The sequence below is a fragment of the Vibrio sp. R10-SG3-ISO3 genome, from assembly GCF_059834225.1.
In genome coordinates this window covers 101,434-126,419 of the sequence record NZ_JCBDHE010000047.1, presented here as the reverse complement: position 1 = coordinate 126,419, position 24,986 = coordinate 101,434, and the positions used below count along the sequence as shown (strand labels likewise).

General features: G+C 48.8%; 25 protein-coding genes and 1 pseudogene. 15 read left to right on the top strand and 11 right to left on the bottom strand.

Annotation, left to right across the window (positions count from 1 at the left end; all coding sequences use genetic code 11):
- Window positions 1-10 precede the first annotated feature (10 nt).
- The gene (locus AC6R1A_RS14560) at window positions 11-1,672 is read right to left on the bottom strand and encodes an ATPase RavA domain-containing protein (protein WP_500633663.1); all 1,662 of its coding nucleotides are present in this window, start codon (window positions 1,670-1,672) and stop codon (window positions 11-13) included.
- A 272-nt stretch (window positions 1,673-1,944) separates the two neighbouring features.
- Here AC6R1A_RS14560 and AC6R1A_RS14555 point away from each other — a divergent pair, with 272 nt between their 5' ends.
- The 9 genes from AC6R1A_RS14555 to AC6R1A_RS14515 all read left to right on the top strand — a co-directional run bounded on the left by AC6R1A_RS14555 (window position 1,945) and on the right by AC6R1A_RS14515 (window position 10,014).
- Entirely contained in the window at window positions 1,945-2,469 is a 525-nt protein-coding gene (locus AC6R1A_RS14555) for an NUDIX hydrolase (protein WP_500629506.1), read from the top strand.
- 32 nt (window positions 2,470-2,501) lie between these two features.
- Entirely contained in the window at window positions 2,502-3,506 is a 1,005-nt protein-coding gene (ltaE, locus tag AC6R1A_RS14550; RefSeq protein ID WP_500633662.1) for a low-specificity L-threonine aldolase, read from the top strand.
- A gap of 71 nt (window positions 3,507-3,577) precedes the next feature.
- Entirely contained in the window at window positions 3,578-3,913 is a 336-nt protein-coding gene (locus AC6R1A_RS14545) for a c-type cytochrome (protein ID WP_500630757.1), read from the top strand.
- 235 nt (window positions 3,914-4,148) lie between these two features.
- Window positions 4,149-5,336, top strand: coding sequence for a glycine betaine/L-proline ABC transporter ATP-binding protein ProV (gene proV / locus AC6R1A_RS14540; protein WP_500630756.1), 1,188 nt, complete (start codon window positions 4,149-4,151; stop codon window positions 5,334-5,336).
- 4 nt (window positions 5,337-5,340) lie between these two features.
- Window positions 5,341-6,450, top strand: coding sequence for a glycine betaine/L-proline ABC transporter permease ProW (proW, locus tag AC6R1A_RS14535; RefSeq protein ID WP_500629509.1), 1,110 nt, complete (start codon window positions 5,341-5,343; stop codon window positions 6,448-6,450).
- Window positions 6,443-7,450 (top strand): glycine betaine/L-proline ABC transporter substrate-binding protein ProX, encoded by a 1,008-nt coding sequence (gene proX / locus AC6R1A_RS14530; protein WP_500633661.1) that lies wholly within the window; start codon window positions 6,443-6,445, stop codon window positions 7,448-7,450. Before proW ends, proX begins: the two co-directional genes overlap by 8 nt.
- A 226-nt stretch (window positions 7,451-7,676) precedes the next feature.
- Window positions 7,677-8,309, top strand: coding sequence for an esterase/lipase family protein (locus AC6R1A_RS14525; RefSeq protein ID WP_500626676.1), 633 nt, complete (start codon window positions 7,677-7,679; stop codon window positions 8,307-8,309).
- 160 nt (window positions 8,310-8,469) lie between these two features.
- On the top strand, window positions 8,470-8,979 hold the full coding sequence (locus tag AC6R1A_RS14520) for a magnesium transporter (RefSeq protein WP_334552032.1): 510 nt from the start codon (window positions 8,470-8,472) through the stop codon (window positions 8,977-8,979).
- A 3-nt stretch (window positions 8,980-8,982) separates the two neighbouring features.
- Entirely contained in the window at window positions 8,983-10,014 is a 1,032-nt protein-coding gene (locus AC6R1A_RS14515; RefSeq protein WP_487902282.1) for an HlyD family secretion protein, read from the top strand.
- 74 nt (window positions 10,015-10,088) lie between these two features.
- Here the strand turns inward: AC6R1A_RS14515 and AC6R1A_RS14510 are convergent, their stop codons facing one another.
- Window positions 10,089-10,898, bottom strand: coding sequence for a LysR family transcriptional regulator (locus AC6R1A_RS14510; protein WP_500633660.1), 810 nt, complete (start codon window positions 10,896-10,898; stop codon window positions 10,089-10,091).
- Window positions 10,899-11,193: 295 nt separating this feature from the next.
- Between AC6R1A_RS14510 and AC6R1A_RS14505 the strand changes: the two genes are divergently transcribed.
- Entirely contained in the window at window positions 11,194-11,787 is a 594-nt protein-coding gene (locus AC6R1A_RS14505; protein WP_500633659.1) for a TetR/AcrR family transcriptional regulator, read from the top strand.
- Window positions 11,788-11,857: 70 nt separating this feature from the next.
- On the opposite strand, the gene AC6R1A_RS14500 is transcribed toward AC6R1A_RS14505, so the two are convergent.
- From AC6R1A_RS14500 to AC6R1A_RS14490, 3 genes are all read right to left on the bottom strand, one after another.
- Window positions 11,858-12,541 (bottom strand): glutathione S-transferase family protein, encoded by a 684-nt coding sequence (locus AC6R1A_RS14500; RefSeq protein WP_500633658.1) that lies wholly within the window; start codon window positions 12,539-12,541, stop codon window positions 11,858-11,860.
- A 64-nt stretch (window positions 12,542-12,605) separates the two neighbouring features.
- A complete protein-coding gene (locus AC6R1A_RS14495; protein WP_500633657.1) occupies window positions 12,606-13,145 on the bottom strand; it encodes a hypothetical protein in 540 nt (179 codons plus the stop codon).
- Window positions 13,146-13,257: 112 nt separating this feature from the next.
- Complete coding sequence (locus tag AC6R1A_RS14490; RefSeq protein ID WP_500633656.1) at window positions 13,258-15,234, bottom strand: alkyl sulfatase dimerization domain-containing protein; 1,977 nt, start codon at window positions 15,232-15,234, stop codon at window positions 13,258-13,260.
- A 157-nt stretch (window positions 15,235-15,391) separates the two neighbouring features.
- Here AC6R1A_RS14490 and AC6R1A_RS14485 point away from each other — a divergent pair, with 157 nt between their 5' ends.
- Window positions 15,392-16,336: a LysR family transcriptional regulator gene (locus AC6R1A_RS14485; RefSeq protein ID WP_500629516.1), complete on the top strand. Its 945-nt coding sequence runs from the start codon at window positions 15,392-15,394 to the stop codon at window positions 16,334-16,336.
- On the opposite strand, the gene AC6R1A_RS14480 is transcribed toward AC6R1A_RS14485, so the two are convergent.
- Both AC6R1A_RS14480 and ppiC read right to left on the bottom strand, forming a co-directional pair.
- Window positions 16,329-17,012, bottom strand: coding sequence for a hypothetical protein (locus AC6R1A_RS14480; RefSeq protein ID WP_500630752.1), 684 nt, complete (start codon window positions 17,010-17,012; stop codon window positions 16,329-16,331). The two genes, AC6R1A_RS14485 and AC6R1A_RS14480, sit on opposite strands and share 8 nt — an antisense overlap.
- 227 nt (window positions 17,013-17,239) lie before the next feature.
- On the bottom strand, window positions 17,240-17,518 hold the full coding sequence (gene ppiC / locus AC6R1A_RS14475; protein WP_334552043.1) for a peptidylprolyl isomerase PpiC: 279 nt from the start codon (window positions 17,516-17,518) through the stop codon (window positions 17,240-17,242).
- A 206-nt stretch (window positions 17,519-17,724) separates the two neighbouring features.
- Here ppiC and AC6R1A_RS14470 point away from each other — a divergent pair, with 206 nt between their 5' ends.
- Window positions 17,725-18,660, top strand: coding sequence for a chemotaxis protein (locus AC6R1A_RS14470; protein ID WP_500630751.1), 936 nt, complete (start codon window positions 17,725-17,727; stop codon window positions 18,658-18,660).
- Window positions 18,661-18,860: 200 nt separating this feature from the next.
- A complete protein-coding gene (locus AC6R1A_RS14465; protein WP_500633654.1) occupies window positions 18,861-19,877 on the top strand; it encodes a GGDEF domain-containing protein in 1,017 nt (338 codons plus the stop codon).
- A gap of 148 nt (window positions 19,878-20,025) precedes the next feature.
- Here AC6R1A_RS14465 and AC6R1A_RS14460 read toward each other — a convergent pair whose 3' ends face one another.
- Window positions 20,026-20,958 (bottom strand): exopolyphosphatase, encoded by a 933-nt coding sequence (locus AC6R1A_RS14460; protein WP_334552046.1) that lies wholly within the window; start codon window positions 20,956-20,958, stop codon window positions 20,026-20,028.
- Between the two features lie 198 nt (window positions 20,959-21,156).
- Here AC6R1A_RS14460 and AC6R1A_RS14455 point away from each other — a divergent pair, with 198 nt between their 5' ends.
- Window positions 21,157-21,414 (top strand): putative hemolysin, encoded by a 258-nt coding sequence (locus tag AC6R1A_RS14455; RefSeq protein ID WP_500626685.1) that lies wholly within the window; start codon window positions 21,157-21,159, stop codon window positions 21,412-21,414.
- A 44-nt stretch (window positions 21,415-21,458) separates the two neighbouring features.
- Here AC6R1A_RS14455 and AC6R1A_RS14450 read toward each other — a convergent pair.
- Together AC6R1A_RS14450 and AC6R1A_RS14445 are read right to left on the bottom strand one after the other, a co-directional pair.
- Window positions 21,459-21,644, bottom strand: a pseudogene (locus AC6R1A_RS14450) (UTRA domain-containing protein); the annotation flags it as partial.
- Window positions 21,645-21,730: 86 nt separating this feature from the next.
- A complete protein-coding gene (locus AC6R1A_RS14445; protein WP_500646193.1) occupies window positions 21,731-22,603 on the bottom strand; it encodes a YdcF family protein in 873 nt (290 codons plus the stop codon).
- Window positions 22,604-22,823: 220 nt separating this feature from the next.
- Here AC6R1A_RS14445 and AC6R1A_RS14440 point away from each other — a divergent pair, with 220 nt between their 5' ends.
- Window positions 22,824-24,191 carry an L-serine ammonia-lyase gene (locus tag AC6R1A_RS14440; protein ID WP_500633651.1) on the top strand — a complete coding sequence of 456 codons (1,368 nt, stop codon included), beginning with the start codon at window positions 22,824-22,826 and terminating at the stop codon, window positions 24,189-24,191.
- 33 nt (window positions 24,192-24,224) lie between these two features.
- Here AC6R1A_RS14440 and yjjG read toward each other — a convergent pair whose 3' ends face one another.
- Window positions 24,225-24,899, bottom strand: a complete 675-nt coding sequence (yjjG, locus tag AC6R1A_RS14435) for a pyrimidine 5'-nucleotidase (RefSeq protein WP_500633650.1) — start codon at window positions 24,897-24,899, stop codon at window positions 24,225-24,227.
- Window positions 24,900-24,986 lie beyond the last annotated feature (87 nt).

Below are 24,986 nucleotides of genomic sequence, written 5' to 3'. Positions count from 1 at the left end.
ACGTTTCCCCTTACTCAAAAACCGGTGGCAAAGTTTGCAATCGATAAAGCGCTTTTTCGCTCTCTGATTTGGCCGCTTCCAATGCTTGGGTTAAACCTTGTAGCCCAGCTTCCATCTCACGAGGGATCGCCTCGTCGATAAAGTTGTGTGGCAGTGCAGCGTGGAAACTGGAGCGCGCTTTACGCAAGCGATGCTCTGCTTCTTCTAACGATTTCAACGCCTCCTCTGAACGCGTTAACCAAGTTTGGAAGCGGTCTTGGTCTAGCCCTTCACTCGTGACAGGGGTCAACAATACTGCGCGATTCGCAATGTCTTTAATGACTAAGTTATTGGCTGCATCCACATCAAAACGGAGACGACAAATCGCGGTAGATTGATTGACATAACCGCTCACTTCGCCGTGGCCATCACGAACCAGTTTCTCGAGATCAGGTTTACTGACGAACACACAACGACTGTCGCCTTTTTCGGATTCAGACACCGACATATTGGCCTGAAGAAGGACCAACTTGATAAGCCCCGGAGTCACACCCACTTTATATAAACGTGCATCGGAGAAATCGTACGACTGAACCTGCTTCTTCAGTAATCCCGTTGAAGATTCAAGAGAGAGTTGAATAGCAAACGTCTCTTCGAGTTCTTCTTGAACGTCTTGCAGCGTTTCACGGCAGAGGGTAATTTGCTGCTCTACCTTTTGCTGATCAAACGCGTAATTGAGCGCAAACTGACGAATGACGCGGCGCACAACATCACGAGATTCAGGGCTGTTCCATAAGCAATCTTGTAGCAGCAACAGATCCAATGCGTTGATCGCATCGCGGCCATTAAAGTAGGCGCTGGCTTTCAACAGCTTAACGGCTTTTTTCCAGCGTCTATCAGACACATACATGTCCTTATCCACGCTCGAACCGGGCACTTCGCCAGTCTCTTTCTCAAGTAAGCTTTTGAGTTCAAACAGCTTTTCAAACACATCATCGCTCAGCTCAAGCGTATCAAGCTCTTGCTGCCAGAGGTGGTATTCTTCATCGGTAATCGCCAAGCCTTCTGGAATTTTGGCTTCTTGCTTCGTGCCAACGGTGAGCATGGATTTGAAGTTTTGCTTATTTTGAATTCGATTAACAAACAAACGCACCAGCATGCGATCATAGAGTGCCTCTAGACCACTGTCCTCATCGGGCAATTCGTTTGATGCCGACACTAAAAGACGCATGGGCACTTTCTCAATATCACTGCCATTTTTAAATGTTTTCTCGTTCACCACGGTCAAGAGTGTATTGAGAATGGCGGGGCCGGCTTTCCATATCTCATCGAGAAAGACGACTTGCGCGGTAGGTAAATATCCATTGGTCAGACGCACGTAGCGGCCATTGTCTTTCAGCTCTTGTATGCTTAGCGGGCCAAACACCTCTTCTGGTGTAGAAAAACGTGTCATCAAATATTCAAAATAGGACGAGTTATCAAACGCTTGAATCAAGCGCTTAGCAATCAAACTTTTTGCTATGCCTGGAGGGCCCAGTAGAAAAACGCTTTCACCGGCCAGGGCCGCAAGTAAACACATTTTGATGGTATCTTCACGTTCGTAGACACCGTCAGATAGGGCGTGAGCCAACTTATTGATTCGTTCCGACAGTAACGCTTTCTGCGAGTGGGGGACTCTATTTTGACTGAACATTATTGGGCGATCCTCGGGGCGCTAAGCGAGCGTAATGTATAACGTGCTTTATACATTTGTTATTACTTTGTTACAAGTATAGTTTATTATAATCAGCCCTTTGTTATATCAGATTCGCTTTTTACTTAATTTTCTGTAATCAATGTTTGCATATTTGCGCGATTCATCACACCGAGTTATTAATCCATTCCAACGCATCGCTCTTCATTACTTTTCATCGGGTGCCGAAATGGGTAAGGTAGGGTCAACATGCTAGGGACACCACATACCCAATGGACAAACAAACCACGATTCACACCTGGAAACGGATTGCTCTTATTGAAGAACCCGTGACCTTACCCAATGGTCAACAGATTACCCATACCACGATATCTCACCCGGGCGCGGCGGTTATGCTGCCTATCGATGACAATGGTGATATCGTCATGCTGAACCAATATCGGCCGTCGCTTAAAAAGTGGCTACTTGAACTCCCAGCAGGCACACTAGAAGCGAACGAAGCCATTGTCGACTGCGCTTCACGTGAATTGGAAGAAGAAACGGGCTATCGCGCCTCAGAGTGGATTTCTTTAGGGCAAGTCACACCGCTCGCAGGTTTTTGTGATGAGATTCAATACCTTTTTGTGGCCAAAGGTCTCACAGCTTCTAAACACTTAACGTGCGATGATGATGAAGTGATTGAGGTACTGACTTTATCGCTGCGCGACATCGAACAACGCATCATTTCTGGTGAGATCACCGACGCCAAAACCATCGCATGCATCAGCAAAGCGAAACTGTGCGGCTATCTCTCTTGAATTTCGTTTTCCCTCATTAATAAGGATAGGTTATGGATTTTCGCTCTGACACCGTGACTCAACCCACTCCAGCCATGCGCGAAGCGATGGCCCACGCCGCTGTTGGTGATGATGTATACGGCGATGACCCGACCGTCAACGAACTTGAGTCCTTCGCGGCCAAGCGTCATGGGTTTGAGGCGGCACTTTTTACCACATCTGGCACGCAAGCCAACCTACTAGCGTTGATGGCACACTGTGAACGTGGCGACGAGTACTTATGTGGACAACAAGCGCACAACTATCGCTATGAGGCAGGTGGCGCTGCGGTGCTTGGCTCAATTCAGCCCCAGCCGATTGAAAACAACCCGGATGGCACTCTCGATTTCGACAAACTTCGAGCCGCCATCAAGCCCGATGATTGTCACTTTGCTAAAACCCGTTTACTGAGCTTGGAAAACACCATTAATGGTAAAGTTCTGCCACTCGATTACCTGGCACAAGCGCGAGAATTTGTCGACCGACACGGCTTAAGCCTGCATTTAGACGGGGCTCGCGTATACAACGCCGCCGTCGCGTTGGATGTTGATGTCACTGAGATCGCACGTCACTTCGACTCCATGACCGTATGTCTTTCTAAAGGTCTTGCAGCGCCTGTGGGCTCATTGCTGCTCGGCAGTCACGCCTACATTGCCAAAGCACGACGCATCCGAAAAATGCTCGGTGGCGGCATGCGTCAAGCCGGCATATTGGCCGCTGCAGGTAAATTAGCGCTGACTGAGCAGGTAGCTCAGCTTTCTATTGACCACGCCAACGCCAAACAGCTCGCGCATACCCTAAATACATTGCCCGGTTTTTCAGTCAATCCAGAATTCGTGCAAACCAATATCGTCTTTGCCAAACTAGAGAAACACCTTGATATAGAGGCCATCGCAGAAGCGTTGGCCAAAGAGAATATTCTCATCACACCATCCAATCCCATCCGCTTTGTTACTCACAAAGATGTGACCCAAGACGACATTTCCACACTCTGCGCGCACATTCAACGTGTGCTTTGATCTCGCCCATTGAGCTTCCCCCTAGGGGAAGCGTTATTCTCAGTCCACACACACCGACATTGAGAGTACAAATGAATCGATGGATACGCCACGTATGCCTGCTGGCCACTAGCACCGCGTTAACACTCGCTAGCGGGGCACATGCGAAACCTTTCGGCGACGCGCAGCTTGGACAAGTCAAATCACCCAGTTGCGTTTTTTGTCACGGCAGCACCGGCCAAAGCGCCAATCCCAATTACCCTAATCTCAACGGTCAAGATGCCACTTACCTGTTCAACGCGATGCGTGCCTATCAACGAGATGAGCGAACTGGCCCACTCGCGCAGATGATGAAAGCGCAACTTTCCAAACTCAACGAACAAGACTTGCGCGATGTTGCTGCGTTTTACGCTGCCCAAGAAGATTGATTACACCTCAAATAAAAACCGCTTCTCAAGGGTTGTACATCGCTATTCAACACTAGCGTACGGCCCTATTCACAACCTATCAATCATCACAAAAAAAGCAAAGAAACCGACATATAGTGACAAAAAACTCATTAACAGACCGATTTGGTTATGTGATTTTTATCACCTCCGATTTGAAATTCCATTAAATATTGTTTAGTGTACTAACGTTTTTGAGCAAAAAAGGAAATCTTTGATGGATCCCATACTGGAAGTAAAGGGACTGTACAAAGTGTTTGGTGATGAACCCAATCACGCATTCGACCTGTTGGAAAAAGGGTTGGATAAAGACACTATCTTCGACAAAACTGGCCTCACTGTCGGGGTCAATGATGTCTCACTCTCGATCAATGAAGGCGAGATCTTCGTCATCATGGGTCTATCGGGCTCTGGCAAGTCCACCTTAGTGCGACTGCTCAATCGATTGATTGAGCCAACACGTGGCAGTGTTCTGTTTAAAGGCAATGACATTGCTTCGATTTCAGAGCAGGCACTGCGAGAAGTCCGTCGCCACAACATCTCCATGGTGTTTCAAAACTTCGCCCTAATGCCTCACATGACTGTGGTTGAGAACGCCGCTTTTGGCCTAGAACTCGCTGGTATTAGTTTGGAAGAGCGAAATCGCTGTGCTCTATCGGCACTAGAGCGCGTCGGCTTAGAAAGCTATGCGGATTCCTTCCCCGATGAGCTCTCTGGCGGTATGCAGCAGCGTGTCGGACTGGCTCGGGCGCTAGCCTGTGACCCTGATATTCTGTTGATGGACGAAGCCTTCTCCGCCCTTGACCCGCTGATCCGTAGCGAAATGCAAGACGAACTGATTCGTCTTCAAAACGATGATAAACGCACCATCGTATTTATATCGCACGATCTTGATGAAGCGATGCGAATTGGAGATCGCATTGCCATCATGCAAGACGGACAAGTGGTCCAAGTCGGCACACCAGATGATATTCTCAACAACCCTGCCAATGATTACGTTGAAGCCTTCTTCAAAGGCGTCAATGTGGCCAGCGTCCTCACAGCGAAAGACATCGCCCGAAAACAGCCGACCGCCGTGTTTAAAAAATCTGAGCACGATGGTCCCGGCTCAGCGCTGCAAATGCTGATGAATCACGACCGCGAATTTGGCATTGTGGTCGATCGTGCTAGCCGCTACTCCGGCATCGTCTCTCTCGACTCGCTGCGCCAAGCGCACAAAGAGAAGCGATCTTTAACCAGTGCTCAAATAGATGACGAGGTGACATTGTCACCCGAGCAATCCATCAATGACATTCTTGGTATCGTTGCCGATTCACCATATGCCGTACCGGTCATTGGAGAAGACGGCCACTACTATGGAGTCATCACCAAATCTCGCCTATTACAGACGCTAGATAAGGAGTAACGCGGTGTCAGAAGAAACTTCTCAAACGGACCCGTGGTCGCAAACCACGGCAGACAACACAACACCATCGGATCCTTGGGCAACGGCGACATCCGACGAGGGCGCAGACTGGCTTACATCCGAAGTGACGCAAACTCAAGCGCTCGATTTAATGCACCCCTTCAACGAGGCGCTCTTGCCCGTCGATGCGTGGGTTGAGACGGGCCTAAACTGGCTGGTCGAACACGGTCGCCCGCTTTTCCAAGCGATCCGCGTTCCCATCGACTTGATCCTGAGCTCATTCGAACTGGCGCTTGTCTCCACTCCTGCCCCATTCATGATACTCGCCTTGTTTCTTTTGGCATGGCAGTTTTCAAATTGGCGTCTGGGCGTAGCGACCTTGGTTTCGCTGCTCACTATCGGTCTGATTGGTGCGTGGAGCCAAGCGATGACCACCTTGGCCTTGGTACTCACTTCAGTCTTTTTCTGTTTGCTCATAGGGTTACCTTTAGGCATCGCATTGGCTCGTAACCCAACTGCCGCGAAAGTCGTCAGGCCACTGCTCGACGCGATGCAAACCACCCCAGCCTTTGTCTACTTGGTGCCGATTGTCATGCTCTTTGGTATAGGTAATGTGCCCGGCGTTGTGGTGACGATCATATTCGCGCTGCCACCTGTGGTCAGGCTCACCATACTCGGCATCGTTCAAGTGCCCAAAGACTTGATTGAAGCAGGGCACGCCTTTGGTGCCAACAAGAAGCAAATGCTGTATCGCATCCAACTGCCGCTAGCGCTGCCTACGATTATGGCCGGCGTAAACCAAACCTTAATGCTGTCACTCTCTATGGTGGTGATTGCATCGATGATCGCGGTCGGTGGTCTGGGTCAAATGGTACTGCGCGGCATAGGTCGCTTAGATATGGGCTTAGCCGCCGTAGGCGGATTGGGCATCGTCATTCTTGCCATACTGCTTGATCGCATTACCCAAGCACTGGGCGAAAACGCAGGCAATACCAAGCGCCGTTGGTATCACACTGGTCCTGTTGGCGCAGTGATCAAGCTTGCACGAGGCAGTCACTCAGCCCACGCAGTCAAAAACAAGGAACTTCACTTAGGGAGAAACAACAATGAATAATCTATGGAAACAGACATTCAAACTGACATCGGCCTCGGCCTTGGTATTATCAGGTGCTGCTTTTGCTGCATCGCTACCGGGCGAAGGGATCGCGGTACAACCGGTGCAATCTACCGTCGCCGAAGAGACCTTCCAAACACTGGTCGTCAGTCGTGCACTCGAAGAACTTGGCTACGACGTGGCTGAGCCAAAAGAGGTGGATTACAACGTCGCTTACACCTCAGTAGCGAAAGGCGATGCCACATTTCTTGCCGTCGGTTGGTTCCCTCTGCATGCCGATAAATACACCATGGCGGGCGGCGATGACGTATTCTACCGCCAAGGCGAATACGTCAGTGGTGCGGCTCAAGGTTATTTGATTGATAAAAAGACCGCGGAACAGTTCAATATCTCCAACATCGGCCAGCTGCAAGACCCGAAAATTGCTAAGCTGTTTGATGCTAATGGTGACGGCAAGGCTGATCTTACTGGCTGTAACCCAGGTTGGGGCTGTGAAATGGTGGTCGAAGCGCAACTCGACGCCTATAAACTCCGTGATACGGTGACGCACAACCAAGGTAACTACGCTGCCATTATTGCCGACACCATCTCACGCTATAACAAAGGTGAGCCAATCCTATATTACACTTGGACACCGTATTGGGTAAGTGGCGTTCTGGTCCCAGGCAAAGATGTCGTTTGGCTGGAAGTCCCTTTCTCTGCCTTACCCGGCGAGCGCAAAGACGTCGACACCTCACTGCCGAATGGCAAAAACTACGGGTTCGAGATGAACTCGATGAAAATCGTCGCCAACAAGACGTTCGCCAATCAAAATCCTGCTGCGGCCAAGCTGTTTGAAATCATGAAACTCGATATCAATCATATCAGTGCACAAAATATGATGATGAGCAAAGGTAAAAACAGCTCAGCGGACATAGAGGCCCACGTTGAAGGTTGGATAAAAGCCAACCGCTCGCTGTTTGACTCTTGGGTTGAGCAAGCTAAAAAAGCCGCCAAATAACCGCTTCCGCCCCTTGCTTCGCAAGGGGCTTTTTGATTGGATCAAGTAAGCGTAACGATATGACCATCAAGCAAACCATCCGCTAGTTAATCACGCAACACATTCATTGCCAGCCCCTCTTGTCTCTGGCGGCCGGGCGCGTCATCATAGTCCTTGGCCATCATTTTGTTTTCCGCCCACTTTTTACTCTTCATTTTATTTCGCGGATTTCTCTTGGGAGGCAGTTGTGAACATCGTGATATTACATGGACTCTATATGCATGGCCTGGCAATGCTGCCACTCAGTCAGCGGTTACGAGACCTTGGCTATGACACAAAGACGGTCAGCTACAACAGTGTGGCAATCAATGAGCAAGTTGTGTTTTCTGACATTAGTTCAGCGCTTAGCCGCCATCAACCCAATGTGTTGGTCGGTCACAGCTTAGGAGGATTGATTGTCAAACACTACCTAGAATCGACCCAACCGAGCACAGATGAGATCTCACACGTTGTCGCCATTGGCTCGCCGCTTCAAGGCGCCTCTATCGCAACGCGAATACAGAAGCTCGGTATCGGCGCCATTTTAGGCAACGCACCTGAATTTGGGCTCACTCAACATGAGGAGAGTGTCTGGCGAGTACCACAAAAACTAGGCAGCATCGCCGGTACCTTGCCCGTCGGCGCACGCCCCTTGTTGATGATGGACAATAGCGTCGCCTCCGATGGTACGGTGACGCTCGAAGAGACCAAAATCGATGGTATGACTGATCACATTGCCAAAGATTACAGTCACACCAGTTTAATATTCAGCCGCTTTGTGACCCAGCAAATCGATCATTTCATTCGCCATGACCATTTTGACCATACTGCTGTGCGCTAAAACATAACCAATAGAGATGTATTTCATAAATATCGCTGTGTATGTGAGGTGAAAACAATGTGTTATTCTGTGATATAGATTCAGAATATCCGTTATTCCGAATCGCACATAAGATTCTTGTATTATCGCTGATGGAATAATTACCAAGGCAATATAGCTCATGAATCCATCAAAAAGCGAAGCATCCAATCAAGGAGCGGGTGCAAAATTCATTAGGATCGTCAAGTACATAGCTTTGTTCATTATCAAAGCTGTGGTCGCCATTTCCGTCCTTGTTGGCTCCTCGCTTGCTCTCTCAAAGCTGGGTCGCATTCACGGTAAATCACTCCCTGAAGAGTACTTTTCTGGCGGTTATCCCACCATTTTGCGCCTACTCGATTCTGAAATCTTCATGGGCTTCGTTTTCTTTGTTACCGTCGCGTTGATCGTCTATGTCGCCTACCTACTTTGGCAACTTCACGAAGTCGCGGTTCACAAAGCGGCGGAGATGTCGAGCGCGCACACTCAAATCGTTTTTGCATTGTCTCTTTGTGGCCTGTTCATCGACAAAACATGGTGGGTTCTTGCCATCATCATCGCATTCGCTCGTTGGGACGTGTTAGCCAACGAAATCTCTAACATTATTCGCAATGGCCGCAAGCCTGAAAGCCAAGCACGCGTCGAGGACTAATCCATGAAAGAAATTATGCTACCTTACGTTCTGATCTGTTGGATCTTGGTGAAGGCGGGTGTGGTGCAATGGACACTACGCAACGCGGCTATCATGATCGGGACAGGCTTTTTCATCGCGATAGCGCTGTTTACCGCTCACCGCTTTTGGTCGCCTGCGGACCTGACTGACAGTACCACAGTTAAAGCGCCGCACGCGGTACTTAGCCCACTGCTTGGTCAAGAGATCGATCAAGTGTATGTCACGCACAACCAACACGTGAAAAAAGGCGACTTGATTTACACGCTGAGAACCGAAGATACCGTGTCTCAAATGAAAAGCCTAAACGCGCAAAAATCAGCGGCGGAAGCGGAAATTCTCGCACTGGTGCGCCAGATGGACAACGATCGTAAAACGCTCGACCGTCTCAATAAACTGAAAGATTTTGCTAACGAAGCCCAGCGCGACGACACCCGTACTCGCATTGAGACCACGGAAGCGAAGATCGCCTCGGTGAATGCGCAAATCCTTAATATTGAAGCACAGATCGCCACCGCTGATTGGCAAAACGATCGCCGTGAAATCCGCGCGCCGTTTGATGGTCAGCTAGGCATCACCAACATCGTTCAAGGTACACGCATTGGTAACATGCACCTGTACGATACCAGCAAAAAGTTTGTTGAAATGCGTATCGCCGATCAAACATACAGCGGCATCGAAATTGGTCAGTTTGCTGAGTTTTACGTCGATGCTTACCCAGGTGAAATCTTCCGTGGCCGCGTACACAGCATCACAACCGGTACCGGTGAAGCGCAAGTGTCTGTCTTCAACGGTTCCCAACATGTTCGTCAGCACGTCGGTAACAATATGGGCTCACACGGCCGTACCATTGTCATCGAATTTGTAGAACCAGAAGGTTACAACATCCCAATCGGTGCAACCGGTTCAGGTTGGGTATCGGCGAAAAAGCCGCACCAGATGCTCGGTTTCATGGACATCATTGGTGGTGCAACCGTACGTTTGAAAGCATACAAAGCTTACCTCTCTGCTTTGTAATGATTTCTTGACGTAAAAAAGCGCGCTGTGAATCACAGCGCGCTTTTTTTATTGCTTTCTATTTGATTGACACGTTACTGCTGCCAGTTCAACGCTTGATTAAGAATGATGGGCTCAATGATGTTCATCAACCATTTGGTTTTAGCCGAATTGCGACGTGATGATTTGGTGATCAACGCCGCTTCCAACGTCACTTTGGCGTGGCCGTCATCAGGTCTTACAGGTCGATAGCGAACCGTGTAGCAACGATCCATCAATTGATTCATTAAATCATAGTTGTCGACAAAAATGCTCGCTTCGATGCTTGGGTCAAGGCGCTGAAAGTAGTTGTGGTAGTCGTTGATGCCAGAGACCAAAAACTTGACGTATTCGCCAGCGACATTGCCTGAAAATTCGCCCGTCACACTCTGAATACGCTTTTGATAGAACACTTGGGGTTTGTCATTGAGCATGTGCAGACCAATATCGACTTCACCCTCTTCGATCATGGATTCGCTGAGTTTATTCCAAACGCGTAATTCGATGATGGCGTCGGTTTGTTCTCGAATCGCCATAATGATCTCTTTGCCCGCTTGCACCACATAAGGCTCCACCATGTGGATGACCACTTTCTGCACGTTTTTGGGGTCAAACTCTTCTGGGTTGAGTGCCTGCTTAACTTGCGCAAAGGCGTTGCGCAATTTGGGTTCAATGCTCATTGCATAGGAAGTGGGGGTGAGGCCTTCTGCACTGCGAATAAACAGAGGGTCATCGAGGTCTTCACGCAGCTGCGCCAACACTTTCGACACATACGATTGAGAGCGCCCAAGTTTACGCGCCGCCGATTGGGTGGAATGTGTCTGCATTAACACGAGAAAAACTTGGAGCGAGTTGTAGTCTCTCATTCAAAATGACCCATCTGGTTTTAACTGTAACGAAAGATAAACAGTATCCTAGTCTATGTCTAGTGTGCGCTTCGCATTATCGCCACATGTTTCTGTTGTTTATCAGCAAGTTGAAGAAAGTTATAAACAAATTGTAGCTCATATATGACTAAGCTAACACAAACCTCCTGATTGATTCAGTAAACCAAGGAAAGATTCTGCACGGCGACATGGCGCATAATCACTCAAGTTGAACGATCGTTACTCCCTTCGCTATACTAAAGCAAACTCGCATTCCTCAACATCAAGGATCCCTATGCCAAGCCGAGCCAAATTCAATCGTGATGATGTCATTGACAAAGCCAAAGACCTCTATTGGGAAAAGGGCTATCACGGCACCTCCATGCGTGCGCTGCAAGAGGCCATTGATATGCGCCCTGGAAGCATCTACGCCACATTTGGCAGCAAAGACAAGCTCTTTAGTGAAGCGTTGCACCGCTATGCAGAGTTGGGTCGTGAACGTCTACAGCGCTGCGTCGCGCAAAGCGATACTCCTCTTGCGGGGCTAAAACAATTTGTGCGCGCCCTAATCATTGATAGCCGGGACAGCGCGCCAAGCGCGATGTGTATGATCGTAAAATCTGTCGCTGAATTGACCGAGTTCGATAATCCTGAGCTGCTCGCTGAAGCGAAAACGCTGCTTCGACGGGTAGAAAGTGCGATTGAGCAGGTGCTCATTGACGCCAAAGCGCAAGGTGAACTGAGCGAGGCGCAAGATCCAGCGGAACTGGCTCGCTATTTACAAGTGCAAATCATTGGCCTGCGCACTTACGCGCGCGCCTGTGACGACCGCTTGTTGATAGAAAACATGATTGACGCGGTATTTAGCCAGTCACCGATACGAACGTAAGCCACCATTGATCCAAAACTAAAAAACACGGCGCTCGATGCCGTGTTTTTCATTACGCGCCTAAAACGAATTAATCCTCTTTAGGAAAGTTAGACGGAAATAGCGCTCGGCGCGCCACATCGTCCACCTCAGTTTTAAACTCACACGTTTTTGCTATCGCGCGTGCCTTCTCTACCGCCGGTCTGGCATTGATCGCGTTGAACCAGCGCTTCAGATTCGGGTATGAGTCTAAGGCAGCGTCGTCACCTAACACAATCGGCGCTTTATCAATCCAACCCCACGCCGCCATATCAACGATGGTGTAGCTATCGCCGACAATGAAATCACGCCCTTCAAGGTGTGAATCCAACACTTGATAATGACGCTGCGCTTCACGGTGATAACGGTTTGCTGAGTAATCGTTGCCTGCAGGTGCTGCGCGTTTAAAGTGCACCGACTGACCCGAGAACGGACCAAGACCAGAAGCGACAAACATCAGCCAAGAGAGCAGTTCCGCGCGATCGTTCGCTTCACCGCCAAATTGACCGGTTTTCTCCGACAGATAGAGCAAAATCGCGTTGGAATCAAACACACGTTGGCCATCGTCTTGCAACGCTGGGGTCTTGCCATTGGGGTTAATGAGACGAAACTCTGGAGTGTGTTGTTCGCCTTTGAGGGTATCAACGGGCGCCAGTTCAAAATCTAGCCCCGCTTCTTGCAGAAATAGCGCCACCTTCATCGGGTTTGGCGTGTGGTGAAAATAGAATGTCAGCATGACTCGCTCTCCTTGTTTGAACACTTATTCAAGCACAACAAGAACGATCGTTCAACTTAATCCATCAATTTGTTTTTTGACCCTTAAAGAGAGCAGTAAACCAATCATCTAACTGCTTCACGTCTGCCGGCTGTCCATTGATGACGACCCAACCCTGGGATTTAGCTTGCGGCCAATCGATCACGCCTGTTGCTAAGGCATCCAGCACATCCAGCTCGGTCACCAACAAAAGGTCATCTTCGCTTGGTAGCGTATCACGGCCTTTCATTGACACTTTTTCGCCCAACACGACCTCACTGTAGTGGCCTTTGACCGCTTCAAAGAGGGAGAATGGGATTGGTGTGTCCGCCGATTTCGATAGCGCTTGAGTAAACGCAAACAGGTAAAACTGCTCCGGTTTCGCTTGATTGGCGAACTGGTTGGATTGGCGTGCGGTGATCACCTTATCAAACACTCCAAGCGAGCCTGGCTCTGAGACAAAGTTAAACCCCGTCGCTTGGTGCAAACCGCACGCCAGTAGCGTCGGTGACAGCACTAGTAACACCAGACTAAAACCGCGTTTTGCGAGCGTGGTGCAGTAAAGCGTGAACGTCTTGGTACGCATAAGATTCCTCATTAAACCATTACTCTATTAACAAAAAGGGACCGTGAAGGTCCCTTTGTCGTCAATGATGTCCTTGAGTAGAGTGATGAATGAACTCTACGTTATGTACGACTTAGCGAACAATCAGCATCAAGTCTTGCGGCGCTGTTGGCTTATCAAAGTAGCTCATGAACTGGCCAAAGCCTTGAATATCACCCGCTGCGAAGGCAAATTTACCAGCTTGCAGATTTTTACCAATCGCTTGTTGTGCATTTGGTCCCGCAAGAAGAATCTCATTCAATACAGCACGAGTGGTATCAATCTGAACGTCCGCGTTATCAAGCGCTGTAGTGTGCAACTGAGCAATACCGTTGCGGATTTCGATGGTGAACGCTTCGTTGGTATCGCTAAAGCGGTACGTCATCGCCATGTTCACATCAAGCGTGTTTTCCGCAATCAGTGTCGCCGTCATCATGTCAAAGATTTGCTTGCTTGGTAGCGCCGTCAATACGTCAACGGATGCAAAGCTGATCATGTTAGAGAAGTCGCGTGTACCCTCAAGTTCAGCCGCCGCGTTTAGCGCCCAGTTACGCCAGTTGATGTTGACCTGCTCAGCAGCCCACGCTTTGTAAGCGGTCGCTTTTAGTTCACGCGCACCCATGTCGTCTTTGTTGACCGTGATTGGGTAAGACAAAATTTCTGCTGCGAAGGTGTGGTTACCTGCATCGATAGCCGCTTGCGCTGTGTGCATGATGTTGTCTCGGCCACCCATGATTTCAACAAACGCTTTCGCGCGTTGCTCGTACGCCATTGGCTCTAGCTGCCACGGGTCACCTTCGAAGAAGCCGTTGTAACCCACGTAAATCTGACGAACTGAGTGTGCAACGGTACCGTAGTGCTCACCAAGCCAAGGGTGTCCAGCCAAGTGTGCTGGCAATTTCACTGCTTCAACAAGCTCATCAGGTGTTAGGCCTTTGTTCATGTTGCGGATGGTTTGGTCGTGCACGTATTGAATCGCATCGCGGTAAGCCGTCAAGACATTCGATACCGCTTCTTTGCCTTCCACAGGACGACCGTGAGAGTTAATCATGACTTCAGTGTCGAACTGACGCATGATGTCGATGCCTTTGAACCATACCGATGGGTCACGGAATTTGGTACCACGAATCGTATGCAGGTTAGGGAAGTTTTCACCTTGCAATACTTCTGCTGCGTGCAGTACTTTTTGCTCTGGTAGGTAAACGACCAGCTCATCCGCCGTTTCAGATGGTACGTGAACGATTTCAAGCTTGACGCCCGCAATCGTGATGTCTAGACGATCTTTAAACTCAAGGTTTGGCTCGATGAATGAGATGTCGCCTTGCATAAAGCGTGGACCTAGGCCGTCATTAACAGTACCGAACTCACCTTCAGGAACGTGTTTTGCGCCAGTGTAAGATGTGCGGTGACCAAACAGTGGACCTAGGTTTGATGACCAGTTTGCCACTGCCGCAGTCAGGGTTTCTTGTGCGATGATTTTTACTTCACCAGACGCCACTTGCTCGTCGGTTACCCAAGCGCGAACGCCGGCAATATGGTCAATGTGGTTGTGTGTGTAGATGATCGCTTTCACTGGCTTATCTGTGATAGCTTCAAATTGCTCTTTCACTGATTGTGCCATTTGTACCGATTCGCCTGGATCGATCACGATGATGCCGTCATCACCTTCAATCATCACTGGTGTATCAAGACCAAAGCCGTAACCTAGGTAGATGTTGTGATCCACTTGGATAATGGCTTGGTCCATTTTCAGGCCGTGCTTGGTGAGGCTTGGGTGAACATGGTCAGACTCCTGGGTAAACGCCAAAGATTCACCCGTTTTTGACAACACTTGAATACGCTCACCTGGCCCCCAGAACATGTTCGACTCGTGTTCAAAAAGTACATCGCTGCTGTAGCGAGCCAGTAAGTCAATATTTTGGTATTGAGCCGCTTGAGAAGTGCGAAGCTCACTACCAACCGTTGACGTTGCTTCAACGGTTGGCGTGTTAGATTCCGTCGCACAGCCCGTTGCGAAGAGCGCACTTGCGATAGCCAGTAGGAGCGCGAGTTTTTTCAATGTCATTGCCATTTTCACGACCTTAATTTTGTCAGGAAACATTTAATCTTTCGCAGTGATTGTATGACTTGATACCCATCGCAAACACAGAGCAATACGATTTCAATTCATCGAAATTACGATATATAATTAAAAGTAGAATCGGCGGATACGATAGGTAAGTAAGCTCATGAAAAACAACGACATCCCTAATTTCAACCTGCTGGCTGTATTCGCCACCGTGATAGAGCATGGCTCACTGAGCCGAGCAGCGGATCATTTAAGCACCAACCAATCCACCATCAGTACGGCGATTGCAAGGCTTAAACAAGAACTCGGGCAAGAGCTGTTTATCCGTCAAGGTCGAGGGGTGGTACCGACCACTTATGCGTTAAGCCTCTACGAACAAGTACGAGACCCCATCCAGCAACTCGGTGGGGTGTTTAATGCGCTCGAACAGTTTAATCCACGCACCTCACAGCGTAAATTTGTCTTGGCCGCGCCAGAGCACTTGCAGTGGGTTTTGCTTGATGGTTTCTCTAAGTTGAGCGACACACAAGTGACCCTTGAGATCTACGATCAACCGGATAATGACGATAAGAGTTATGAAGGGTTAGTGACGCAAAAGTTTGATGCGATGATCGACATCTTAGTTTCTGAGTCACCCAGTATTGAAAGCGCCCACCTTTTCGATGGGCGCTTTGTGATTGTTTGCCGCGAGCAGCATCCGCGAATTCAAGGCAGCATGACTCAAGAGCAATATTTTGGAGAGAGCCATGCCGTCTTAGAGCGCACGCGTAATCAAACCTACAGCTTAGGCCACTACACCAACATAGACATTTCTCGACGTAAGGTGGTCTATCACGGTCGTTCGTTGTTTAACAATATGATGCTGTGCAGCCAGTCAGACATCATCACCATCGTCCCGCTGTCGGTCGCTTTGCAGTTTAAAGCGCGTTTGCAACTGCAAGTGATCAACCCGCCCTTCTCCCACACTCAGATGTCGAACTATCTGATATGGAATAAGAAGCACAGTAAAGACCCGGCGCATCAATGGTTTCGCCAACAAGTAATGCAAAGCTTAGACAACACCAAGCAGCTGATTAACCCGAATATGGGCTCGGGCGTTATTTAAACTCGTAAGTGTACGACGCGCCGAGTTTGTTGGTTTTACCAAAATCATCGTCTGCGATGATGCCGAAGAAGTTGAACGACTGCGCCTCAGAAATTTTGTAGCTCGCACCTGCACCGCCCCAATAGCCCGAGTAACTGTCCGAACCGCGTGATGCACCGCCAAACGTCATCATCGACCATTTCTGAGTCAACGGCTTGAGGGCAAACGCACCGATGTAGCCACCATGGCTCGAAGCTGGCATTAAGACGTAGTCGTTCTCAATGTCGCTCTCATCACGCACGGCAAATTCACCGTCGTTGTAGCTATAACCCGCCATTGGGAATATCTGCCAGCCCATTGGTTCGATATCAAAATAGCTCAAAGGAACAAACGTGCCGATACTGTAGTTGTTTTTGTACGCCTCATCATCAAATTCGGTACGGCTAAAGTTGAAGTTGAGAATACCCATCGGCAACAACCAAGAGCCCCCGACGCGCCACTCATCGCCATCCGCGTTGATACGCCCATTGATCATGCGCGCATCATCAAGGCCAATCGAACCAGAGAACTTCAGCCCTTCACTGTAGGCAAAACCAGCTTTGGTGACAATTTTGGTTGGATCTTCATGGTGCTTCTCTTGAGCAGAAAGCCCGGTCGAAAGAAGAACAGAAGCGAATAAAAACGAAAACTTGCGCATAAACATCTCATGTAAGTTGCTAGAACTGATAATGAGCAACTCAAAGTCCGTTTCATGCCAACACTCATTACAATATTTAGAAATTTAGACCATTTAGTCTAATTCTCATCTGAGCGTTAATGGGAATAACCGATATTCCTACCCCGGTCAATCAACTTGTTTACAAAGCGCTCGAAAGATCTCAGCTTACGGACAGCGGTGGTATGAAAATAGCGATTAATAAAGTATTAGGTGCGGTATAGAACCTTTACCACATGCCAACCAAACTTGGTTTTCACTAGGTGCGGGACCAGTGTCTCACCCTGAAAACAGACTTTGTCAAACTGAGGCACCATCTGACCGCGACGGAATTCACCGAGATCACCGCCGCGTTTGCCAGATGGACAGGTGGAGTATTTCTTTGCCAGAGTCTGGAATTTCGCGCCTTTTTTCAACTGTTTAATGATGTCTTCGGCTTGCTCTTTGTGCTTAACCAGAATATGGAGTGCGGCGGCAGTGTTGGCCATAGTACAAACCTCAATGTTAGGTAGATTTCAACGGAGCGTGATTGTAACCAAACAAAGTGAGATCTTCACCCCATGTTTGAAGCTTGAGTGTCATTAATGCTGCGAATGCCATTCAAGTAAGACTAAATTTGCCCGATATCATTGAACCTACCTCAAGATCCATTACCCTTTAATATAGATAGAGACCCAACGAGAGTATGAAGTAAATGGCGAAAACTCCGAGTAAAGCAAATCAGTCACAAGGCATGTTGATGTTCACGTTGACCAGCAACAAACAACTGTTTGCGATCGGCACACTGAAAGTACGCGAAATCGTACCTTTTCAGCCAACCACTCAAATACCCTACTCGCATCATCATGTGATTGGCACTGTGACCATTCGCGACAAGACCATACCTGTGATTAATATGCCGGCCGCGATTGGCTTTCGTCCTATTCAGCCGGAGGAATACAACGATTGCTACCTGATCGTGACCGATTGTCTGCGTACTGTCGTGGCGTTTATGGTGCGCTCGATTGAAAAAATTATCGAATGTGACTGGAAAGCGATCGAATCGGCACCCAAAAGTGCCGGCAACAATGTGTTCGTCACGGGGATCACACGCTATCAAGACAAAATTGTGCAGATGTTGGATGTTGAGCTGCTGCTCGCCAAGATTTACCCGCAGTACGAATCAACCAAAATTCCAATGCTCACAGACATTGAGCGCGAGCGCCTAAAAGCGCTCAATATTTTGTTGGTGGATGACTCTTCCATTGCACGTAAGCAACTGGGGGATGCGCTCGACAGCATAAATATCCCTTACAAGATTTGTAACAATGGACTCGATGCATTGCAGTTGATGCGTGAAGAGGCCGCGCGCGGCAAACCGATTGAACTCTTGGTGAGCGACATTGAAATGCCGGGCCTGGATGGCTACGAACTGGCGTTTGAAACTCAAAGCGAACAGCAGCTTAGCCGAGTGTATATCATTTTACATACCTCTTTATCGAGTGAAATTTGTGTCGACAGAGCACATCAAGTCGGCGCCCATGAAGCGTTAGAGAAGTTCAATGCCGCAGACCTGATTAAGGCGATGCTGCGCGGGGCGGCCAAACTGGAAGAAGGAAACGTGCGCAACGCCGATGCGGTCAGCATTTAGGCGCGGCCGGCATCTAGGCAAAGTGATGATTTAAACACCAAGCGCTCAATTCGGCTGATATTTTTACACGATATACATCACGCATTTGCATGAATGGCCTAAATAAAAACTCGTTAATTTTAATAAATTTAGGCATCATTCATCAATATCCACTAATCTTATTTTAAGACTCCTGTTACGGTTAAAACTATACAACAACGATGACAGACGAAGATTTCAAAAAGTCGACGGCGAATTTGAAAAAAGCGGTGCCCCTGATGATGAAACATCATGTTGCGGCCACACCCTCAAACTATGCGCTTTGGTACACTTATGTAGATAATGCGATTCCCAGATTGAATCGTGAACTCGATGCCGTGCTAGAAAACTATGGCATCTGCCCACCCGCTACCTGCGAGCAACTCTACAAAACCCATGTGGCAGGCCAAGTCGAAACCGATATGAGCAACCTGCGAGCCAACATCGAAATATTGGTCAATGAGGTAGCGAGCTCAGTTAGCGATACGCTCACTGACACCTCTCAATTCTCGCAAATGATAGACAAAAGCTTTGAGAGCTTAGAGCGAGTCGATGGTAACTCGATGACCATCGACGAAGTGATGAAAGTGGTGCGCCAATTGGTGTCGGACTCCCATGAAATTCGTCATTCAACCCGTTTTTTAAACAGCCAACTTGAGACAGCGACCGCTGAAATTAATTTGCTCAAAGCGCAACTGGCCGAAGTGCAGCAAGACGCGCTATTTGACTCGCTCACCAGCCTCTACAACCGCCGCGCATTTGACAATGATCTTCGCACCCTTATTCGCTCCGAGCAGAACATGTGTCTCATTCTGGCTGATATTGACCATTTTAAAGGCTATAACGACACCTACGGCCACTTGTTTGGGGACACGGTCATCAAAGGCATCGCAAAGCGCATCCAATTGAGCTGCCGCGAGGGGATCCATGCCTATCGCTTTGGCGGCGAAGAATTTGCCCTGATTGTCCCCAATAAGTCACTGAGGATCGCCAGACAGTTCGCCGATAGCCTACGCCGCGCGGTAGAAAAGCTCTCTATCCGTGACAAGCGCTCTAACAAACCGGTGGGCAACATTACCATGTCACTCGGCGTTGCAGAGTTTGAAGTGGGTGAAAGTGCTGAATCGCTAATTGGCCGAGCCGATGGGCTACTCTACGAAGCCAAACAGCTCGGACGCAACCGTGTGATGCCGCTTTAAGCGCTGGATGATGAGCAAGTGTGCACCTTGTCCTGAACACTGGTCATCTTTTTGGCAACGGATTCTCGATAACACGCACGCCTAATGACAAGCCCCGCTCAACTGAGCGGGGCTTGTATCATTTATCTATTGTGATCAACGTTTTAGCCTAACCGTCTGCGGTGATCGCCGCGATCAGTGCTTGTTCGACTTGGTCGGCTTTGTCGTTATCGATTTGGCAAGTCCCGGCCGCTTTATGACCACCACCGCCGTACTTCAGCATCAACTCACCAACGTTGGTTTTAGAGCTGCGATCAAAAATGGATTTTCCCGTCGCGAAGACGGTGTTTTGTTTTTTGAATCCCCACATCTTGTGAATCGAGATGTTGCATTGTGGGAATAGCGCATAAATCATAAAGCGGTTGCCCGCATAGATGGTCTCTTCATTGGTGAGGTCAAGCAGCACCAAGTTGTCGTACACCGTGGCGCAGCGCATGATCTGCTCTTTGAACAGGGCTTCGTGCTCGCGATACAAATCAATACGCTCTTTGACATCTGGCAGTGCCAGAATGTCTTCGATAGTGTGATTTTTACAGTATTCGATAAGATCCATCATCAGGTTGTAATTGGAAATACGAAACTCGCGGAAACGACCTAAGCCCGTGCGGGCATCCATGAGGAAGTTGAGCAAGTTCCATCCGGTCGAATCTAACACCTCATCTCGATTGAATTGAGCGGAATCACCCTTATCGACGGCTTCCATCATATCTGTCCAGTGTGATGGGAAGACCGCCTCCCCACCGTAGTAATCCCAAACCACACGCGCGGCAGAAGGCGCATTAGGGTCAATAATGTGATTGGGGCGCTCGCCCGCGTTGCGAATCGTCTCGGACAAGTGGTGGTCAAAAATCAAATGAGCGTCTGCCACATAGGGCAAGTTCGTCACAATATCGTTTGGAGTTATGTCAACAAGCCCATCTTGCATGTCTTTAGGGTGTACGAACTTGATATCATCAATCAAATTAAGCTGCTTCAATAACACCGCGCATACTAGACCATCAAAATCACTGCGAGTAACAAGTCGATATGTTTGTTCGGACATCTTGGTTTCCTTTGCCTACTGTCTAAATGGGAAGACCTTCCCTGCTGCTTCTTAAACTTTAGTACCAACAGAGCAAGGTTGAAAACCGTTAACTCAATAAAATTTGGAGTAAAACATACTTTTGGCAAAGTTAAGACACGTTTCTTTAGGTAATCTTCTATACTCGATATGCATCTAATTGAAATTTGGAGATATTACATGAGAAATGCCGCTTTGCTTTTGACATTGCTTGGCGCCGCTGTGCTCACCGGTTGCGCCAATGAACCCGACGAATATGAAGTGAAAGAGTACACATCCATCGCAAATCCAGCCGCTGTCTACTGTGTTCAGCAGCAAGGTGAACTAGATACCGTGAGCGAAAACGACAAACGCGTTACCTACTGTGTGTTGCCAGATGGCAGTCGACAAGAGCAATGGGAATACTATCGAGAGAGTCAGCAACAGCAAAGCCAGTAAACGCCTCCTTAGGAGAAGAGCGCTAGATTAGGCGCTCTTTTATTTTAATAGGGCAAGCTAGACTCAATCGCAATCGCATCATGACGCCAATACTCAATATCAGTGAAAACCGGCTCTCCTGCACTATTCAGATAAACCTTCTCTAACACCAACGCGGACGTACCAACCGTTGCGCGTAGGGCTTGAGCTATCTCACCATGCAACGCGCTCATACGAATGGCGTAGCTTTCTCTGCCTGCTGGACAATCGCCTGCTTAATGGTTGCGTACTGCACTTTCTCTCCCTTCTCCCTCTTCCTCTTCGTTTCGCTGTCAGTTTACGCGCCCTTGTCTGGGAAAGAAAGCTTGCCAAAGTCATGTGATTGTTCTGGATCCCAATGGCGATTGAGCGCTTTAAGGGACTGATCAAAGCAATTTAACGCACCATTAAGCTGTAAAATAGAGATCGCCTCTCTCGTGAAGCGCAGCGCCTCCTCTAACTGAGATAACAGCGCTGCCCCAACTCTGTCTCGCGTCAACGATTGGAGCTGTTCGAGCGCGTGATGCGCCTGATGCTCACAATATTGGCGCCTTGGAGATGGATGAAAATCAATCTTGCCTGCCACTACCCCTTCTAAGTAAACACGGTAGGTCGTCAACGCATCACAGAGCAAAAAACCGATCCCTTGTGTAGGGTATGGGTAAGGTGCCAAGACATGAGCGTCCGCTTGCGGGCAAATAGTGATGCTTAGTCCTTGCCGAGCACACTCTCGCGTCATCATGCCCAGCAAACCCTGCTCAGGGAGCCAGTGTTCAATCTCAAAAATACGCTTGAGGTGATAATCGGTGGAGACAAATAAAATGTTGAGAGGAGTACTTCCCCCTACTAATCCACTTTTCACCAAGGTGTTCGCGGCATTGGCAACATTTTTGATGGTATTGGTGGATGTATCCTCAACCAAGAGCCGATCTTTAGGCAGGCTGGCCCAAAACGAATCGGGCGCACGCTGCTCGAGTGCCTCGCACATCGCGCTCGCCTCTGAGACCGTTTGCCCTGACGTTCGACCGCCACAGAGCACCACGACACTCTGCGCAAGGTTCAATCGTTCTACCTGATGGATCAACGCATCGATTCTTGATTGCCCTTCGAGCGTCAACTGATTGTTGACCAAGCGTTTTCCCAACACAATGACGGCATGAGATATATTCATCAATCGTCAACTTCTCAACTTTTTATTCTAGATATTAATAATCTCTGTACAAAGTTTCGCTCATTACGTAGCGTAAAGCAGACTATTCTAAAAGTAGCTAGAATAAGTAAAGATCAGTGATACTCGTACAGCTTACTCACGGCGCACCGCTGGAGAACGTGGCACAACGAGTACAACAATAAGAGAGCCTGAAACCACAGGTCAATAGGAAGTGATGAACATGCTGTCAATTTTCGACATATTTAAAATCGGCGTGGGCCCATCGAGCTCACACACCAACGGACCCATGCTCGCGGGGTATCAATTTACCCAAGCGTTAAACGAGCAGCTCAACCACACCTCTCGGGTGCAAGTGGACTTATATGGCTCACTCTCATTGACGGGCAAAGGCCACCACACGGATAAGGCCGTCATTCTCGGCTTACTGGGTAACCGCCCCGACACCATAAAAATGACCAGCGCCAAAGCCTTATTGCAACAAGCGATGGACGAGCAACAGCTATTACTTGCGGGTCGCCAAACCATCGCGTTTCATTACCAAGGGGATATTCTGTTCCACGATGACAGCCTGCCTTTGCATGAAAATGGCATGACCATCTCTGCTTTCGATGAAACGGGCGCCATACTGCTTAAAGAGACCTACTACTCGATAGGCGGCGGCTTTATCGCAACGGAAGATGAACTGACCAACGGCAGCAAAATAACCCCCGTTACCGTGCCGTTTCCTTTTAAGAGCGCCGATCAAATGATCCAGATGGCGGAGCAACATGGATTGAGCCTTGGTGGAATGGTGCTGCAAAATGAATTGTGCTTCTTCTCTGGCCAAGAGATTGACGAAAAAGCCGAGCAAATTTGGAAAGTGATGACACTGTGCATGCAACGAGGCTTTGATACCGAAGGCATCCTTGAAGGTGGCCTGAACGTAACGCGACGCGCGCCAAACTTGCTTAAAAAGCTGGAAGCCAACGCCGCCGTTGAAAATGACCCAATGGAAATCATGGATTGGATCAACTTGTTTGCCTTCGCTGTCAGTGAAGAAAACGCCGCCGGTGGCCAAGTAGTGACATCGCCGACCAACGGCGCTGCAGGCGTCATTCCCGCCGTACTCATGTACTACCACCGCTTTATCAAGGAACTAAACCTCAAACAGATCAAAGACTTCTTGGCCGTGTCCGGCGCTATCGGCATTTTGTATAAAACCAATGCGTCCATTTCAGGTGCAGAAGTGGGCTGCCAAGGTGAAGTCGGCGTATCGTCGTCCATGGCGGCAGCGGGCTTGACCGCACTTCGAGGAGGCAGTAATGAACAGATTTGCATTGCGGCCGAAATAGCGATGGAACACTCCTTGGGTATGACCTGCGACCCGATTGGCGGTTTGGTGCAAGTCCCTTGTATCGAGCGCAACGCTATGGGCGCAATGAAGGCCATTAACGCCTCCAGAATGGCGCTCAAGCGAACCAGCAAATGCCTGATTTCTCTGGATAAGGTGATCGCAACCATGTATCAAACCGGCAAGGATATGAATCGTAAATATCGCGAAACCTCACTCGGTGGTTTGGCTGTGATTCACATGGCGCCGTGTGAATAGCCCTAAGGCTAAGTCTCCACTCTGAATACCCTATTACGCCAACAATATCGCTTTGAGATCAAACAGAGACTCTACGGTATAGTTTGGCGTAATGCCTTCTACGTTTGGCAAGCGATATGTGTTGAGCCAGCAAGTCTCAATACCAAAATTGATTCCGCCCAAAATGTCTGAATGGGGGTTATCGCCCACCATAAGGACTTTACTTTTACACGGCTGCGCCATTTTTTCATGGGCGTGCGCAAAGATCGCCAGATCAGGTTTGGCTACACCGACTTCTTCCGAGATGATCACGTGTTCAAAGTATTCACTCATGCCAGTGCGCTCAAGTCGAATCGCTTGCAACTCGGTAAAACCGTTGGTGATGATGCCAAGCTTTGCGCGCCCATTCAGCGCTTCCATCAGCTCTTTTGCGCCGGGAAGTAATGTGCAGATATCTGCCATCGCTTCAAGAAACGCACGGTTAAGCTCTGCGGTAGTGGTGTTCAGTTTTTGCGCCCACTCAACAAATCGTGTGTGTTTCAGCTCATCAGCGTTAATTTGCCCCTCTTGGTACTTGACCCAAAGCGGCTTATTGATGGCTTGGTAATGGTCATAATCCTGCTCGGTAAACACCACACCCTTACGCGAAAACATCAACTGCATGCCTTTGAAGGCATCAAAGTGGAACAGGGTGTCATCGGCATCAAACAAGATCCAATCGTATTTCATTCTTCTCTCCTCTCTCGTTGGCCGCTAGTGTAGATTGTTTTGGCATAAATGCAGCAGCTAAATTGACTTCTATGACTTAGCTCAATA

What these genes read in the sequence shown, in the direction of transcription:
- AC6R1A_RS14560 (WP_500633663.1), bottom strand. Translation starts at nt 1,672, where the DNA reads ATGTTCAGTCAAAATAGAGTCCCCCACTCGCAGAAAGCGTTACTGTCG.
- AC6R1A_RS14555 (WP_500629506.1), top strand. Translation starts at nt 1,945, where the DNA reads ATGGACAAACAAACCACGATTCACACCTGGAAACGGATTGCTCTTATT.
- ltaE (WP_500633662.1), top strand. Translation starts at nt 2,502, where the DNA reads ATGGATTTTCGCTCTGACACCGTGACTCAACCCACTCCAGCCATGCGC.
- AC6R1A_RS14545 (WP_500630757.1), top strand. Translation starts at nt 3,578, where the DNA reads ATGAATCGATGGATACGCCACGTATGCCTGCTGGCCACTAGCACCGCG.
- proV (WP_500630756.1), top strand. Translation starts at nt 4,149, where the DNA reads ATGGATCCCATACTGGAAGTAAAGGGACTGTACAAAGTGTTTGGTGAT.
- proX (WP_500633661.1), top strand. Translation starts at nt 6,443, where the DNA reads ATGAATAATCTATGGAAACAGACATTCAAACTGACATCGGCCTCGGCC.
- AC6R1A_RS14520 (WP_334552032.1), top strand. Translation starts at nt 8,470, where the DNA reads ATGAATCCATCAAAAAGCGAAGCATCCAATCAAGGAGCGGGTGCAAAA.
- AC6R1A_RS14515 (WP_487902282.1), top strand. Translation starts at nt 8,983, where the DNA reads ATGAAAGAAATTATGCTACCTTACGTTCTGATCTGTTGGATCTTGGTG.
- AC6R1A_RS14510 (WP_500633660.1), bottom strand. Translation starts at nt 10,898, where the DNA reads ATGAGAGACTACAACTCGCTCCAAGTTTTTCTCGTGTTAATGCAGACA.
- AC6R1A_RS14505 (WP_500633659.1), top strand. Translation starts at nt 11,194, where the DNA reads ATGCCAAGCCGAGCCAAATTCAATCGTGATGATGTCATTGACAAAGCC.
- AC6R1A_RS14500 (WP_500633658.1), bottom strand. Translation starts at nt 12,541, where the DNA reads ATGCTGACATTCTATTTTCACCACACGCCAAACCCGATGAAGGTGGCG.
- AC6R1A_RS14495 (WP_500633657.1), bottom strand. Translation starts at nt 13,145, where the DNA reads ATGCGTACCAAGACGTTCACGCTTTACTGCACCACGCTCGCAAAACGC.
- AC6R1A_RS14490 (WP_500633656.1), bottom strand. Translation starts at nt 15,234, where the DNA reads ATGGCAATGACATTGAAAAAACTCGCGCTCCTACTGGCTATCGCAAGT.
- AC6R1A_RS14485 (WP_500629516.1), top strand. Translation starts at nt 15,392, where the DNA reads ATGAAAAACAACGACATCCCTAATTTCAACCTGCTGGCTGTATTCGCC.
- AC6R1A_RS14480 (WP_500630752.1), bottom strand. Translation starts at nt 17,012, where the DNA reads ATGCGCAAGTTTTCGTTTTTATTCGCTTCTGTTCTTCTTTCGACCGGG.
- ppiC (WP_334552043.1), bottom strand. Translation starts at nt 17,518, where the DNA reads ATGGCCAACACTGCCGCCGCACTCCATATTCTGGTTAAGCACAAAGAG.
- AC6R1A_RS14470 (WP_500630751.1), top strand. Translation starts at nt 17,725, where the DNA reads ATGGCGAAAACTCCGAGTAAAGCAAATCAGTCACAAGGCATGTTGATG.
- AC6R1A_RS14465 (WP_500633654.1), top strand. Translation starts at nt 18,861, where the DNA reads ATGACAGACGAAGATTTCAAAAAGTCGACGGCGAATTTGAAAAAAGCG.
- AC6R1A_RS14460 (WP_334552046.1), bottom strand. Translation starts at nt 20,958, where the DNA reads ATGTCCGAACAAACATATCGACTTGTTACTCGCAGTGATTTTGATGGT.
- AC6R1A_RS14455 (WP_500626685.1), top strand. Translation starts at nt 21,157, where the DNA reads ATGAGAAATGCCGCTTTGCTTTTGACATTGCTTGGCGCCGCTGTGCTC.
- AC6R1A_RS14445 (WP_500646193.1), bottom strand. Translation starts at nt 22,603, where the DNA reads ATGAATATATCTCATGCCGTCATTGTGTTGGGAAAACGCTTGGTCAAC.
- AC6R1A_RS14440 (WP_500633651.1), top strand. Translation starts at nt 22,824, where the DNA reads ATGCTGTCAATTTTCGACATATTTAAAATCGGCGTGGGCCCATCGAGC.
- yjjG (WP_500633650.1), bottom strand. Translation starts at nt 24,899, where the DNA reads ATGAAATACGATTGGATCTTGTTTGATGCCGATGACACCCTGTTCCAC.